General features: G+C 60.4%; 8 protein-coding genes, 1 tRNA gene and 3 rRNA genes (1 of these 12 running past the window's edge). 1 reads left to right on the top strand and 11 read right to left on the bottom strand.

Features of this window, described 5'->3' with window-relative positions:
• Positions 1 to 216: 216 nt before the first annotated feature.
• The gene (gene ovoA, locus ACPW74_RS20650; RefSeq protein WP_223932237.1) at positions 217 to 2,367 is read left to right on the top strand and encodes a 5-histidylcysteine sulfoxide synthase; all 2,151 of its coding nucleotides are present in this window, start codon (positions 217 to 219) and stop codon (positions 2,365 to 2,367) included.
• A 57-nt stretch (positions 2,368 to 2,424) separates the two neighbouring features.
• Here the strand turns inward: ovoA and ACPW74_RS20645 are convergent, their stop codons facing one another.
• From ACPW74_RS20645 to ACPW74_RS20595, 11 genes are all read right to left on the bottom strand, one after another.
• Positions 2,425 to 3,396 carry a bile acid:sodium symporter family protein gene (locus ACPW74_RS20645; protein WP_279980935.1) on the bottom strand — a complete coding sequence of 324 codons (972 nt, stop codon included), beginning with the start codon at positions 3,394 to 3,396 and terminating at the stop codon, positions 2,425 to 2,427.
• Positions 3,397 to 3,669: 273 nt separating this feature from the next.
• Positions 3,670 to 5,115 (bottom strand): amino acid permease, encoded by a 1,446-nt coding sequence (locus ACPW74_RS20640; protein WP_223932238.1) that lies wholly within the window; start codon positions 5,113 to 5,115, stop codon positions 3,670 to 3,672.
• A 167-nt stretch (positions 5,116 to 5,282) separates the two neighbouring features.
• Complete coding sequence (locus tag ACPW74_RS20635) at positions 5,283 to 5,621, bottom strand: tRNA-binding protein (protein WP_042015202.1); 339 nt, start codon at positions 5,619 to 5,621, stop codon at positions 5,283 to 5,285.
• A 62-nt stretch (positions 5,622 to 5,683) separates the two neighbouring features.
• Positions 5,684 to 7,129 (bottom strand): amino acid permease, encoded by a 1,446-nt coding sequence (locus tag ACPW74_RS20630; RefSeq protein WP_223932240.1) that lies wholly within the window; start codon positions 7,127 to 7,129, stop codon positions 5,684 to 5,686.
• A 101-nt stretch (positions 7,130 to 7,230) separates the two neighbouring features.
• Positions 7,231 to 7,686 carry a beta-galactosidase subunit beta gene (locus tag ACPW74_RS20625; protein ID WP_042864630.1) on the bottom strand — a complete coding sequence of 152 codons (456 nt, stop codon included), beginning with the start codon at positions 7,684 to 7,686 and terminating at the stop codon, positions 7,231 to 7,233.
• Positions 7,683 to 10,757 (bottom strand): beta-galactosidase subunit alpha, encoded by a 3,075-nt coding sequence (ebgA, locus tag ACPW74_RS20620; RefSeq protein ID WP_223932241.1) that lies wholly within the window; start codon positions 10,755 to 10,757, stop codon positions 7,683 to 7,685. Before ebgA ends, ACPW74_RS20625 begins: the two co-directional genes overlap by 4 nt.
• Positions 10,758 to 11,077: 320 nt before the next feature.
• Positions 11,078 to 12,043 carry a transcriptional regulator EbgR gene (gene ebgR / locus ACPW74_RS20615; protein WP_069651541.1) on the bottom strand — a complete coding sequence of 322 codons (966 nt, stop codon included), beginning with the start codon at positions 12,041 to 12,043 and terminating at the stop codon, positions 11,078 to 11,080.
• 164 nt (positions 12,044 to 12,207) lie between these two features.
• A 5S ribosomal RNA gene (rrf, locus tag ACPW74_RS20610) occupies positions 12,208 to 12,322 on the bottom strand.
• A gap of 22 nt (positions 12,323 to 12,344) precedes the next feature.
• Positions 12,345 to 12,420 (bottom strand) — tRNA-Thr (locus ACPW74_RS20605).
• 47 nt (positions 12,421 to 12,467) lie between these two features.
• Positions 12,468 to 12,582: ribosomal RNA gene (gene rrf / locus ACPW74_RS20600) — 5S ribosomal RNA — on the bottom strand.
• Positions 12,583 to 12,666: 84 nt separating this feature from the next.
• Positions 12,667 to 14,246: ribosomal RNA gene (locus tag ACPW74_RS20595) — 23S ribosomal RNA — on the bottom strand (it continues 1,309 nt past the right edge of the window).

Below are 14,246 nucleotides of genomic sequence, written 5' to 3'. Positions count from 1 at the left end.
ATGGCTAACATCATGATTTATCTATCCATTTCAATATTGCGAGGCTCGATGGGCCCACAACAAAGAGTCATTCAGACCACAATCTGGTCAATCTGACCACACCCGAAGGAGGGCGTTGACCCATTTTTTTGGTTGCCGCCCCGGTTCGTTGAGCCAATAGTGATACCTGGTGCGTATAGAGCACTCCATCGATGCATACCAACAAGGAGTCAGAGCGTGACCCAAGCCAGCCACCCCTTCGTCACCCCAGAGGGCCTGCCCGCCCCCACACGAACCCCGCTGTTGACCGGCACGGATCCCGAGCACAAGCGCCACGAGCTGCTCGCCTACTTCTGCCAGACGTTTGATCTCTATGACTCCCTGTTCGAGTGCCTGGCCGACGAGCGCGCCTGGTTCAACAAGGCGATCCCCCTGCGCCACCCGCTCATCTTCTACTACGGCCACACCGCCGCCTTCTTCGTCAACAAACTGCTGGCGGCCCGCCTCATCGAGAGTCGGCTCGATCCCCGCATCGAGGCCATGGTCGCCATCGGGGTGGACGAGATGAGCTGGGACGATCTCGACGAGACCCACTACGACTGGCCCTCCGTCAGTGAGCTGCGCGCCTATCGCGGCCGGGTGCGCGCCCTGGTGTGTGATTTCATCGAGCGGATGCCGATCGAGCTGCCCATCCATTGGCAGAGCCCGGCCTGGGTCATCCTGATGGGGATAGAGCACGAGCGCATCCATCTCGAGACCTCCAGCGTGCTGATCCGCCAGCTGCCGCTCGCCTGGGTGCGCAGCCAGCCCCAGTGGCCGGTTTGCCCCGAGGCGCGCCATCGCCGTGACGAAGTGCCCGCCAACAGCTTGCTGCCGGTGGCCGGTGGCCGAGTGCGGCTCGGCAAGCAGGACGCCACCTACGGCTGGGACAACGAATACGGCGAGCGCCATATCGAACTGGCCCCCTTCCAGGCCAGCCGCATGCTGGTGAGCAACGCCGAGTACCTGGCCTTCGTGCAGGCGGGCGGATATGAAGCGCCCGCCTGGTGGGATGACGAAGGTTGGGGCTGGCGCCAGTATGCCGGGGCGCGCATGCCCACCTTCTGGGTCGGCGATCCCGCCGAGCCCGAACAACTGCAATTGCGGCTGATGACCGGGCAGGTTCCCATGCCCTGGGACTGGCCGGTGGAGGTGAACCAGCTGGAGGCCGCCGCCTTCTGCCGCTGGAAGGCGGATCAGACCGGCCTGCCCATCCAGCTGCCGAGCGAGGCGGAGTGGATGCTGCTGCGAGAGCAACTGGCCGGCGATCAGCCGGACTGGATCGAGGCACCCGGCAACATCAACCTGGCCCGCTTCGCCTCCTCCTGCCCGGTGGATGCCTGCCCCCAGGGCAGCTTCTTCGATCTGGTGGGCAATGTCTGGCAGTGGACCAGCACCGCCATCGACGGCTTCGAGGGGTTCAAGGTGCACCCCCTCTACGACGACTTCTCCACCCCCACCTTCGACGGCAAACACACCCTCATCAAGGGCGGGAGCTGGATCAGCACCGGCAACGAGGCACTCAAATCCTCCCGCTATGCCTTCCGTCGCCACTTCTTCCAGCACGCGGGCTTCCGCTACCTGGTCTCACGCCATCAGGAACCCGTCATCGTGAACCCTTATGAAACCGACACCCTGGTCGCCCAGTATCTCGACTTCCAGTACGGCCCGAACCACTTCGGGGTCGCCAACTACGCCGAGGCTCTGGCCGGTCTTGCCAGCGAGCTCTGCGGCCGCCATGAGCGGGCGCTGGATATCGGCTGCGCCACCGGCCGCGCCAGCTTCGAACTGGCTCGCCGCTTCGCCCACGTGGACGGGGTGGACTACTCGGCCCGCTTCATCGACGTGGCCCTGACCCTGGCAAGACAGGACAGCTTCCGCTACGCGGTGCCGGTGGAAGGGGATCTGGTGGAATATTGCGAGGCGCGCCTCTCCCGCCACGAGCTCGGTCGTGAGCAGAGCGAGCGGGTCCACTTCAGCCAGGGGGATGCCTGCAACCTCAAGCCCAGGTACGGTGACTACGACCTGGTGCTCGCCTCCAACCTGATCGACCGGCTGCGGGAGCCCGCCCGCTTCCTGCGGGACATTGCTCCGCGCCTTCGCAGCGGCGGCCTGCTGGTGCTCACCAGCCCCTACACCTGGCTGACCGACTACACCCCCAAGGCCAACTGGCTCGGCGGCATCCGGGAAAACGGCGAGGCCCTCGGCACCTATCAAGCGCTGCAACGGCTGCTGGCGGAGGAGTTCGAGGAGCACATGCCCCCGAGGGACGTCCCCTTCGTCATCCGCGAGACCGCCCGCAAGTACCAGCACACGGTGGCCCAACTCACCGTCTGGCGCAAACGCTGACGATGCGGCAAACGAAAGAGGGAGGCCCATGGCCTCCCTCTTTTTTATCCAGACGACTTACCCCTGCTGAACCTGGGGCAGGGCCTCCTGCTCGCGGTAGCGGCGGGCCAGCACGGCGCACACCATCAGCTGGATCTGGTGGAAGATCATCAGGGGCAGCACCATCACCCCGACGCTGGCGGCGGGGAACATGACGTTGGCCATGGGCACCCCGTTGGCCAGGCTCTTCTTGGAGCCGCAGAAGACGATGGTGATCTCGTCCGCCCTGTTGAAACCGAGGCGACGGCTGATCCAGACGTTCCACCCCAGCACCAGTGCCAGCAGCACGCAACTCAGCAGCACGATGCTGGCGAGATCGTACCAGCCGACCTGGTGCCAGATCCCCTGCACCACCGCCTCGCTGAAGGCCACATAGACCACCAGCAGAATGGAGCTCTGATCCAGCTTGCCGATGAGCGGGCGATGGCTGTCGACCCAGCCACCGATGAGGGGGCGTGACAGGTGGCCCACCACGAAGGGCAGCATCAGCTGCACCATGATGGCCTGAATGGAGTGCCAGGTATCGACCCCCTCCCCCTGCACATTGATCATCAGCCCCACCAGCACCGGCGAGAGGAAGATGCCGAGGATGCTGGAGGCCGAGGCGCTGCACACCGCCGCCGACACATTGCCCCCCGCCATGGAGGTGAAGGCGATGGCCGACTGCACGGTGGCGGGCAGGGCGCACAGATACAAGAAGCCGAGATAGATGGCCGGGCTCAGCCACTGGGGCACCAGGGGCGTGAGCAAGAGCCCCAGCAGCGGGAAGAGCAGGAAGGTGCTGGCCATCACCACCAGGTGCAGCCGCCAGTGGCCCAGGCCCGCCAGCAGGTTCTGGCGCGACAGCTTGGCACCATGCATGAAGAACAAGAGCGCCACCGCCAGCTTGGTCAACAGACCGAACCAGACGGCCACCTGCCCCTCGCAGGGGAAGAAGGAGGCCAGGGCCACCACGGCAATCAGCACAGAGGTAAAAGGATCCAGACGCACGGAGAGTCTCCAGAGAAAGCGCGTCCCGCACGGGATGGGGACGACAGGGCACGGGGAAGGCGTCATCAGGCGGCGACCCCGGATACGAAGGGACAAGCTTACCCCGAACACCCTGTGGTGCAAAGTTGAGCGGCAGCTTCATTTGTTTCATTTTGTTAAACGATAACGCGCATTCTCACAGCAAAACTAAACGATTTTGCCCCTCCGGCCCCGGATCCGGCCAACAAAAAACGGGCGACCAAGGCCGCCCGTCTCCTGTTTGCCACATGCCGGTCAGCGCTGGCTGGCCAGGGGGCCGCTGCCCGCTTTCTTCTCATTGCCACCGAGCTTGCGGGCCTGCCGCTTCTCGAAGCGGGAGATCCACCAGTAGGCCACCGCCGAGAAGACCGCGGTCATGAAGACGTTGATGAAGAAGGCGCGCACCAGATCCACCCCGGCCGGGAAGGCGGAGGCGCTCATGCTCACCACGAAAATGGCGATCAGCACCGACACCACCCCCATCCCGAACTTGCGCGACCCCATGCGGAAGTCGCGCGGGGTGTCGTCATGTTTCCAGCGGAACACGAAGTAGGCCACCATGATGAAGATCGGCGGCAACATGGCAGTCCCGGCAGTGAGGTTGATGGCGGTGTTCATCATCTGCTGTACCGACTCGGAGCCGAAGCCGTTGACCACCAGCATCGCGAACACGAAGACAAACTGCCACCAGGCGGCGCGCACCGGCACCCCATGTTCGTTGAGCTGGGTGGTCTTCTCGCCGTAAACCCCCTGCGGGATCTCGGAGAAGTGGATCTTCACCGGCGCCGAGGTCCACATCATCATGGAGCCGAACATGGCGATGAACAGCACCACGCCGACGAAGCGGCCCACCAGCGCCTCGGAGAGCCCGAAATACTGCGCCATACCGGTGAAGATCTCCACCATGCCGCCAGCATAGGTGAGGCTCTCGCGCGGTACGAACACGTTCACCAGCAGGGAACCGACCGCATACATGGCGCCGATGACGATACCCGCGCTGATGATCACCTTGATGAAGGACTTCTGGCCCCCCTTCACATCATTGAGGTAGGCCGCCGCCGTCTCGGCACCGCCCGCCGCCTGGAAGATCCAGCACATGATGCCCAGCGTCGCCCAGTTGACGGTGGGAGTCATCGCCTCCAGCGTGATGGGCTGGGCCGGCACATGATCGCCACTCAGGGCCATCAGGGCACCCAGCACATAGATGGCGAACAGGGCAAACACCCCGTAGGCCACGATCTCGGCAATCTTGCCCAGCCAGCTCGCCCCCTTGGTGGAGATGTGGGTCGCCGCCGCAAACAGCACGATGGAGATGACCGAGGTGACCATGGGCGAGAAGCTGTACTCATAGCCCAGCATGGCGTAGGAGGCGTAGGCGATGACGTTGGGCAGCAGGGAGACGAACCAGAACAGGTTCACGAACCAGTAGAGAAACGAGCCCAGATAGGCCATCCGGGTGCCGAGCGGCTTTTTCAGCCAGTCGTACATCCCCGACTCGGAGTTTTTGTTGGCCGAGACGAACTCGGCGATGATGAAGACGAACGGGATGAAGTAGACGATGGTCGCCAGCAGGAAGATGGGGGCGGAGCTGAGCCCCAGCTCGATGTTGTTGTTGACGATGTTGCGCACGTTGAACACGGCGGCAAAGGTCATCGACAACAGGGCAAACTTGCCTATGGTGCCGCGTACGGATTCAGACATGGTGTCCTCCAGTGGACTCGCGCTCCCTGCGGGTAACGCTGTGACTCTGTGATGTGTTCGGCAAGGGTCTGTCGACCCTGCCCTTTACTCTCTTGTTATGATCGGACCGCGTGGACGGCCTTCTTGGTGAACCGGTGCAATCTCACCGCACCGGCTCGCAATACCAGTCAGACGATCGGGGTGCCCGGCGCCATCGGCACCCGCGGTTGCAACAGCACGCTCCGGCTCTCGTCCGGGGTCTCGGCACAGAGCAACATGCACTCGGATCGCTCACCGCGCATTTTGGTGGGCTTGAGGTTGGTCAGTACCACCACCTCGCTGCCCATCAGCTCCTCTTCGCTGTAGTAAGGCACCAGACTGGTGACAGTCTGCAGCGGCCGCTCGCCACCCACGTCGATCTGGACGATGTAGAGTTTGTCGGCCCCGGGGTGACGCACCACCTCCAACACCTTGCCCACCTTCATCTCGACCCGTTTGAATTCGGCAAACTCGATCGTCTCGCTCATGCTCTTTTCCTTTTCTGGTTCAACGGTTTGCGGGTGGCCAACGGCCACCCGGTTTGATGGGGTCATGACGGCTGGATGACGACCTGCGCCGTCGGCTCGGCCTCTTTCGCGCGCGCCTCGGCGCTGAGGGAGGCCTCGTATCGGTTGTATTTCCACCAGGCGAAGCCGAGGAAAATCACGCTCCCGCCGACGTTGTAGAAGATGATGGTCATGATGTCGGCGCCGGTCGGGAAGGTGGAGGCGAGGAAGCCCACCGAGAAGAGGACGATCAGCACCGACACCACGGCGATGCCAGTGGTGCGCGAACCCATCTTGAACTCCCGCGGCAGGTGGTCGAGCTTCAGCCGCAGATTGAGGTAGGCCAGCATGATGAACAGCGGCGGCAGCATGGAGGCGGCGGCGGTCATGTTGATGACGGTGTTCATCAGATCCTGGGCGGTGTTGGAGCCCAGGGTCGGGATCACCATCAGCGGCAGCACGATGAGGTACTGGATCCAGGCTGCGCGGGCGGGCACGCCGTTCTCGTTCAGCTCGACCGTCTTCTTGCCGAAGATGCCGGCCGGGATTTCGGAGAAGAAGATCTTCACCGGGGTCGCCGTCCACATCAGCAGGGAACCGAACATGGCGGTGAAGGAGACCAGCCCGACGAAGCGGTTCATCAGGATCTCCGGCAGGCCGAAGTAGGCCGCCAGCCCCTCGAACACCTGCACCGAGCCGCCGGTGTATTTCAGGGTGTCACTGTGGACGAACACGTTGATCAACAGCGATGCGATGGAGTAGAGCACCCCGATAAAGATCCCGGCGACGATGATCACCTTCACAAAGGACTTGGAGCCGCCCTTCACGTCATTGACGTAGACCGCCACCGACTCGGCGCCACCGGCTGCCATAAAGATCCAGGTGGTGATGCCGAGGAAGGCCCAGCTGAAGTCGGGGACCATGGCTTCTACCGTGATGGGGTCGGCTGGCTGTACGCCGCCCACCAGTGCCGCACCCGCCAGCAGAATGTAGGAGAGGGTCAGCAGCAGCATCAGGGACGAGGTCACCGAGGTGATGGGGCCCAGCATCTTGGCACCGTTGGTGGAAACGTAGGTGGCAAAGGCGAACAGCACCATGCTCAATGTCGTGGTCGCCACCGGAGTGAGAATGTACTCGTAGCCGAGAAAGGCATAGGAGGCGTAGGCGATGACCCGCGGCAGCAGCGAGGTGAAGAAGAAGAGGTTAACGAACCAATAGGTGTAGGCGGAGATAAAGGCCCAGCGACCGCCGAGGGAGCTCTTCACCCAGGCATACACCCCCGCTTCGGAGTTTTTGTTCAGTGACACGAACTCCGCAATGATCAGGCAGAACGGAATGAAGTAGAAAATGGTGGCCAGAAAGAACATCGGGGCCGAGGCCAGACCGATCTCGATGTTGTTGTTGATGACGTTGTTGAAGCTGAATACCGCCGCGAAGGTGAGCGACAGCAGACCAAACTTGCCTATCGTATTGCGTTTGGAATCAGACATGGTGCATCTCCAGACCTGTAGTTATCTCGCGAAAGGGCGGGGCATGATGTGTAGGGTGAGCCCCGCCCTTTCGGCTTTGTCAGTGCAGAACCGGCGGCTTGTTATTTGTTCTTGAAGTAGCCGCCTTCGACGGTGACCTTGATGATCACCTTGCGCACCGGCCCGTCGCCGACGAAACGGTAGGCCTCGTCGTTCTCGAAGATCACCACCTGACCGTTGCCCACCTGCTGGCGCTCACGCACCTCGCCTGCCAGCCACTCGCGGTCTGTGGTGTCGTCATAGGCCTGCTCGACCGCCAGCTCGCTCTTGGCTGCCCACTCCACCGTCTCTGCCCCTTCCAGGTAGTAGTGAACGTCGAAGTAGCGGCGCTGCCCCTCGAACAACGAGGTGGCCGGGCTGGCCCCCTCCTGCAAGCGGTAGGTGAGGGAGTCACCGATGGAGTGGCAGATTCCGGGCTTGAGGTTGGCCAGGTTGTCGATGGCCTCCACGCAGCGGCCCCACTTCTTGCCCTCCCGGTAGATGTTTTTGAACAGGGTCAGGTTGTCCAGGGTGATCATGCGAGGTTCCTCCCGCCGTTGATGGTGAGATCGAGCCCGGCCAGCGCAGCCGGATTGAGGTTGCCACGGGAGATGGGCAGCAGGGTCAAGCCGAAGCTGAATGGCTCGAATCGCACCCGCCAGGAGTCCAGCACCTCGGAGCCCCAGGAGTTGGAGCCGAGCCCCAGTACCTTGTGATCCAGATTGAGGGTGAGATAACCGCTCGGTTCCAGCTCGTTGATGTGCTGCGCCGCGTGGATATGCTCCCAGCTGTAGGGCCAGACGCTCAGGTTGATGGGGGCATCGGGCCGCACGTAGAGACCGGCGCCGTGGCGGTTGGTCAGGGTCGCCCAGCGCACCTGCTGGCGGTTGCCGTTATCCTGTGGGAAGGGGTAGTGCTCCCACATCTCGCCGACTGTGCTCTGGAAGCTGTCGATCCAGTTGCTCTGGCGGCTGTCCTGATAGTTTTCGCCCGGCCCCATGCCGTAGTAGTGCACCCGGTCGAGATCCTGACGAATGCCCAGCTCGAAGCCGATCTTGGGGATGATGTCGTCATAACCGCCGTAGGGCTGACCGGACAGCGCCACATGCAGCTGGCCGTTCGGGCTAAGGGTGTAGACGTAGCGGCAGCGCATGCCGAAGTCGAACACCGGCGGCGCGATCAGGCTCTCCACCGTCACCTCGACCGCCTCGCCCAGCTGACGCCAGCTTAAGGTGCGGAAGTGTTCCTGCATGATCTGCAGGTGGTTGGGGTGCCACAGGCTCTCGTACTCCTGTTTGTGGTTGTCGATCATCGGCTTGAAGAAGGTGAGGCGTGGGGCTCGCTCGATGAGCTCGATACCATCCTGCTGCCAGCTCACCAGCTTGCCGTCGAGGCGTGAGAAGCGCAGGGCGAAGCCGCTGCCGCTCAAGGTCAGCGCGAGCCGCTCGTCGGCAATCTGCAATGCTGTGGCATTGGGATTGGCAAAGGGCTGCAGCTGACGAGTCGACTCCTTCAGCTGGAACTGGTACTGACCCAGTTCGTGCTCCGCCGCGCTGTAATGGGTGGCGGTGGCCTTGATGACCCGCAGCTGGACGAAAGTCTCCCGCCCATCTAGGGATGGCAGTTCGAGTTGCAGATCTGTGGTGGCACCGGGGGCAATCCCTTCCAACCGGATTTGCTGGCTGGCCAGCAGTTCGCCCTCGGCCTTCACTTCGACCAGCAGGCGGATATCGTCGAGAGTGGAGAACCAGTAACGGTTTTCCACTTCCAGCTTGCCGCTCGCCAGATCCAGCGCGCGCACCTTGACCGGGCAGATCACCTGCTTGTATTCACGCAGGCCAGGCCCCGGGGTCTGATCCGGATAGATGAGGCCATCCATGCAGAAGTTGTAGTTGTTGGGATAGTCGCCGTAGTCGCCGCCGTATTTGTAAACGGGGCGGCCCTGCTCGTCCTGATCCAGAATGCCGTGATCGCACCACTCCCAGATGTAGTGGCCCTGAATGTGGGGATGACGGTCGAACACCTGCTGGTATTCGCTCAGGCCACCCGGGCCGTTGCCCATGGCGTGGGCGTATTCGCAGAGGATGCGCGGCTTCGCCATCGGGAACTCGCCGAAGCAGTTCATCTGGGAGACGCGGGAATACATGGTGCTCACCACATCCACCACCTCGGCATCGCGATCCTCTTCGTAGTGCACCAGCCGGGTCGGGTCGATCGCCTTGCAGCGCTGGTACATGGCTCTGATGTTGCTGCCGTAGCCGGACTCGTTGCCGAGCGACCAGATGATGATGGAGGGGTGGTTCTTCTGGGCGTGCACGTGGCGCTCGATGCGATCCACAAACACCGGCTCCCAGAAGGGGTCGTCGGTGATGCGGCTGAGATCGCCGACGTTGGCAAAACCGTGGGTCTCCACGTCGGTCTCCGCCATCACGAACAGACCGTACTGGTCGCACAGCTCGTAGAAACGCGGGTCGTTCGGGTAGTGGGCGGTGCGCACCGAGTTGAGGTTGTGCTGCTTCATCAGCACGATATCGCGTTCAACACGATCCATGCCGACCGCGCGGCTCTTGAGGTGGTCGTTGTCGTGGCGGTTCACCCCGTGCAGCTTGAGGTAGTGGCCGTTGACATGGAAGAGGCCATCCTTGACGGTGATTTCACGCACCCCGACCCGCTGCGGGACCACTTCCAGCAGCTCGCCCTGACCGTTGTAGAGGGAGAGTTGCAGCTGATAGAGGTAAGGGTCTTCGGCATTCCACAGATGGGGGTTGGCCAGATCCAGCGTGAAGCGGCAATCACACTTGCCGTCGATGGCGAGATGGTCGAGGGAGCCGCTGGCGATCTCGCTGCCCTGATCCAGCAGCGACCAGACCAGACGGTGATCACGGGCAGCCGCCCCCAGATTTTCCAGCTGAATGTCGCAGCTCAGGGTGGCGCTTTGATTGTCATCCGCCAGCGCGGTGCGGATGAAGAAGTCCTGCACATGGGCGGCCGGTTTGCCCACCAGATAGACGTCGCGGAAGATCCCCGCCATCCACCACATGTCCTGATCTTCGATATAGGTGGAGTCAGCCCACTGCATCACCCGCACCGACAGCAGGTTCTCGCCGATGTTGGCGTAGGCGCTGATATCGAACTCGGCGGTGAGACGGCTCCCCTTGCTGAAGCCGACGTAGTGACCATTCACATAGACCTCGAAGTAGGTCTCCACCCCGTCAAACTTGATGATCACCTGCTCGCCGTCCCAAGCTGGGCTCAGCGTGAAGCTGCGCTGATAGGCGCCGGTGGGGTTGTTGGTCGGCACAAAGGGCACATCGATGGGGAAGGGAAAACCTTCGTCGGTGTACTGCAAGTTGCCATGTCCTTCCATCTGCCACATGTTGGGCACGGTGATCTGGCCCCACTCGCTCATGGGGCTGTGATAGAAGGCCTCCGGCACCTGCAGGGGGTGGTCGAAGTAGTGAAACTGCCACTGGCCGCCAAGGCTCAGAAAACGGCGGCTCAGCTCGCGCTGCATGGTGGCCGCCAGCGCGTGGTCGGCATAAGAGAAGAAGTAGGCGCGCGGGGCCAGCCTGTTTTCACCAACGAATTGGACGTTTTCCCAGTTATTCACATGTCCTCCCGGAACAAGGCAACGTTAACTGGGTAAACTCTAGATAAACATTTACTAAATATCAGCTTTGAATTGGTAAAGTTTTAACCTGATCACAATGAACAGATGGTTTTGTGAGCGAGATCAGAAGCGGGAGATAAAGGAGGGCAAGATATGGATGAGTGGCATGGATGTTGATAGTAGCTGGCTGAGCTATAAAAAATCAACTATAAAACAATATGATATGAAGTTGTTGGATGATATGGGAAAGAGGTTTGCTAGGGAGAGGTGTCGCACCACCGCAAGATGGTGCGACTAAAAAGCATAATATTTTACTAAAATCAGCGAGTGGTGCCACGCAGGGTCAGCTTGCTCGGTACCAGCACTCGGAGTGGAATATCCCGCTCGTCTCGCAGCCGTTCAACCAGCAGATTGACCCCCTGGGAGCCCATTAACTCGGAGTGGATCCGCACCGTGGAGAGCGGCGGGAAGGTGAACTTGGCGGTCGGAATATCGTTGACGCTGATAAGCTCGATCTGCTGGGGAATCGCCAATCCCTTCTCGTGGATTGCACGCAGCACGCCGATGGCGATGGAGTCGGAGGCAACGAACAGCGCCCTGGGCCAGTCGCCAGCCAGCATCTCCTTCGCCAACTTGTAGCCGGAAGCGCTGGAGAAGTCTCCGCGATAGAGGTCGCTCTCCTGCACCACGCCAAGCCGCTGGCCATAATCGCGAAAGGCGAGTTCCCGCAGATCCGGGCCATCATCCTGGCCACCGATATAGCCGATGCGCTGATGGCCCTCGGCGATGAAGAAGTCCACTACCTGCTGGCTGATGAGTGCCAGATCCACGTCAATCGAGTCAAAATCGCCCTGAGAGCGGCAATCCACGAACACCAGCTGGGCAGACAGGCCGCGCAGCACGGCCAGCCGTTCTTCCGGCAGATGGCCGATGACCAGGATGCCATCGACGGCAGAGAGCTCACGCCCCTCGGCACCGTTGTAGCAGTGGGTCAACTCGATGTTGAGGCGGGTGCACTGGGTCTCGATGCCATAGCGGATGGCGAGGTAATAGGGATCGTTGACCTCGGTGCTCTGGGGATAGGCGTAGACAGCCAGGAGCTGCAGCTTGCTCTTGTGCACCCCTTTGCGGGCGCTGCTGGTCTTGTACTCCAGCCGCTCGGCAATCTCGAAGATCTTCTGCCTGGTCTCGTCCTTGACGCTCAGGCTGGGATCCTCGTTCAGCACACGGGATACGGTAGCAAGCGATACCCCCGCCTCCTGTGCAATTTCCTTCAACGTAGCCATCAATACCTCGCAGGCAGCATCACGTGTTCATCGGGCAACGGCTAAAGAGTAACGAGCAATCCCTTGATAGCCCAGCATTTTTACTGAAATAGGAGCAGGGAATTGAGGTGGGAGGACAGAAATGCAAAAAGGCCTCCCGCATGGGAGGCCTCTTCTGAATAGGTGCCTGACAGTGTCCTACTCTCGCATGGCGAATGCCACACTACCATCGGCGCTACCGCGTTTCACTTCTGAGTTCGGCATGGGATCAGGTGGTTCCACGGCGCTATTGCCGTCAGGCAAAAGCTGTACTGCTTGAAAATGGTGCTGATACCCAGAATCGAACTGGGGACCTCATCCTTACCAAGGATGCGCTCTACCGACTGAGCCATATCAGCACACTAACCGGTAAAGACCACGCTCAATGCGTAATCTAAAATTGGGTGCCTGGCAGTGTCCTACTCTCGCATGGCGAATGCCACACTACCATCGGCGCTACAGCGTTTCACTTCTGAGTTCGGCATGGGGTCAGGTGGTTCCACTGCGCTATTGCCGCCAGGCAAAAATCTTCAATCTGAAAAAGCTGATTTAGTTATTCGTTCTCGGTATCTGCTACAAGTCTCTGAACACTTCTTGGGTGTTGTATGGTTAAGCCTCACGGGTAATTAGTATGGGTTAGCTCAACGTATCGCTACGCTTACACACCCCACCTATCAACGTTGTGGTCTCCAACGGCCCTTTAGGACCCTCAAGGGGTCAGGGATGACTCATCTCAGGGCTCGCTTCCCGCTTAGATGCTTTCAGCGGTTATCGATTCCGAACTTAGCTACCGGGCAGTGCCACTGGCGTGACAACCCGAACACCAGAGGTTCGTTCACTCCGGTCCTCTCGTACTAGGAGCAACTCCCTTCAATCATCCAACGCCCACGGCAGATAGGGACCGAACTGTCTCACGACGTTCTGAACCCAGCTCGCGTACCACTTTAAATGGCGAACAGCCATACCCTTGGGACCGACTTCAGCCCCAGGATGTGATGAGCCGACATCGAGGTGCCAAACACCGCCGTCGATATGAACTCTTGGGCGGTATCAGCCTGTTATCCCCGGAGTACCTTTTATCCGTTGAGCGATGGCCCTTCCATTCAGAACCACCGGATCACTATGACCTACTTTCGTACCTGCTCGACCTGTCCGTCTCGCAGTTAAGCTGGCTTATGCCATTGCACTAACCTCCTGATGTCCGACCAGGATTAGCCAACCTTCGTGCTCCTCCGTTACTCTTTGGGAGGAGACCGCCCCAGTCAAACTACCCACCAGGCACTGTCCGCGGCCCAGATTCATGGGCCTGCGTTAGAACATCAAACATACAAGGGTGGTATTTCAAGGACGGCTCCAGCGCAACTGGCGTCACGCCTTCAAAGCCTCCCACCTATCCTACACATGTAGGTTCAATGTTCAGTGCCAAGCTGTAGTAAAGGTTCACGGGGTCTTTCCGTCTAGCCGCGGGTACACCGCATCTTCACGGCGAATTCGATTTCACTGAGTCTCGGGTGGAGACAGCATGGCCATGGTTACACCATTCGTGCAGGTCGGAACTTACCCGACAAGGAATTTCGCTACCTTAGGACCGTTATAGTTACGGCCGCCGTTTACCGGGGCTTCGATCAAGAGCTTCGCTTGCGCTAACCCCATCAATTAACCTTCCGGCACCGGGCAGGTGTCACACCCTATACGTCCACTTTCGTGTTTGCAGAGTGCTGTGTTTTTGATAAACAGTCCCAGCCATCTGGTCACTGCGACTCCCGACAGCTCCATCCGCAAGGGACTTCACCATCAAGAGCGAACCTTCTCCCGAAGTTACGGTTCTATTTTGCCTAGTTCCTTCACCCGAGTTCTCTCAAGCGCCTTGGTATTCTCTACCCGACCACCTGTGTCGGTTTGGGGTACGATGACTTGTAATCTGAAGCTTAGAGGCTTTTCCTGGAAGCAGGGCATCAATGGCTTCCGCACCGTGGTGCGTTCGTCTCGTGTCTCAGTGTTGTGTCTCCGGATTTGCCTAGAAACACCACCTACGCACTTTCACCAGGACAACCGTCGCCTGGCCCACCTAGCCTTCTCCGTCCCCCCATCGCAATTACAAGTCGTGCAGGAATATTAACCTGCTTCCCATCGATTACGCCTTTCGGCCTCACCTTAGGGGTCGACTCACCCTGCCCCGATTAAC

This window comes from Aeromonas sp. INTO2, from assembly GCF_049860605.1.
Classification (GTDB): domain Bacteria; phylum Pseudomonadota; class Gammaproteobacteria; order Enterobacterales; family Aeromonadaceae; genus Aeromonas; species Aeromonas caviae.
The sequence above is the reverse complement of the archived record's forward strand: the minus strand, read 5'-3'. Positions and strand labels throughout refer to the sequence as shown.

Excerpts from the sequence above, each read along its gene's own strand:
- ACPW74_RS20625 (WP_042864630.1), bottom strand. The coding sequence starts at position 7,686 with ATGATCACCCTGGACAACCTGACCCTGTTCAAAAACATCTACCGGGAG.
- ebgR (WP_069651541.1), bottom strand. The coding sequence starts at position 12,043 with ATGGCTACGTTGAAGGAAATTGCACAGGAGGCGGGGGTATCGCTTGCT.
- ACPW74_RS20635 (WP_042015202.1), bottom strand. The coding sequence starts at position 5,621 with ATGAGCGAGACGATCGAGTTTGCCGAATTCAAACGGGTCGAGATGAAG.
- ACPW74_RS20640 (WP_223932238.1), bottom strand. The coding sequence starts at position 5,115 with ATGTCTGAATCCGTACGCGGCACCATAGGCAAGTTTGCCCTGTTGTCG.
- ACPW74_RS20630 (WP_223932240.1), bottom strand. The coding sequence starts at position 7,129 with ATGTCTGATTCCAAACGCAATACGATAGGCAAGTTTGGTCTGCTGTCG.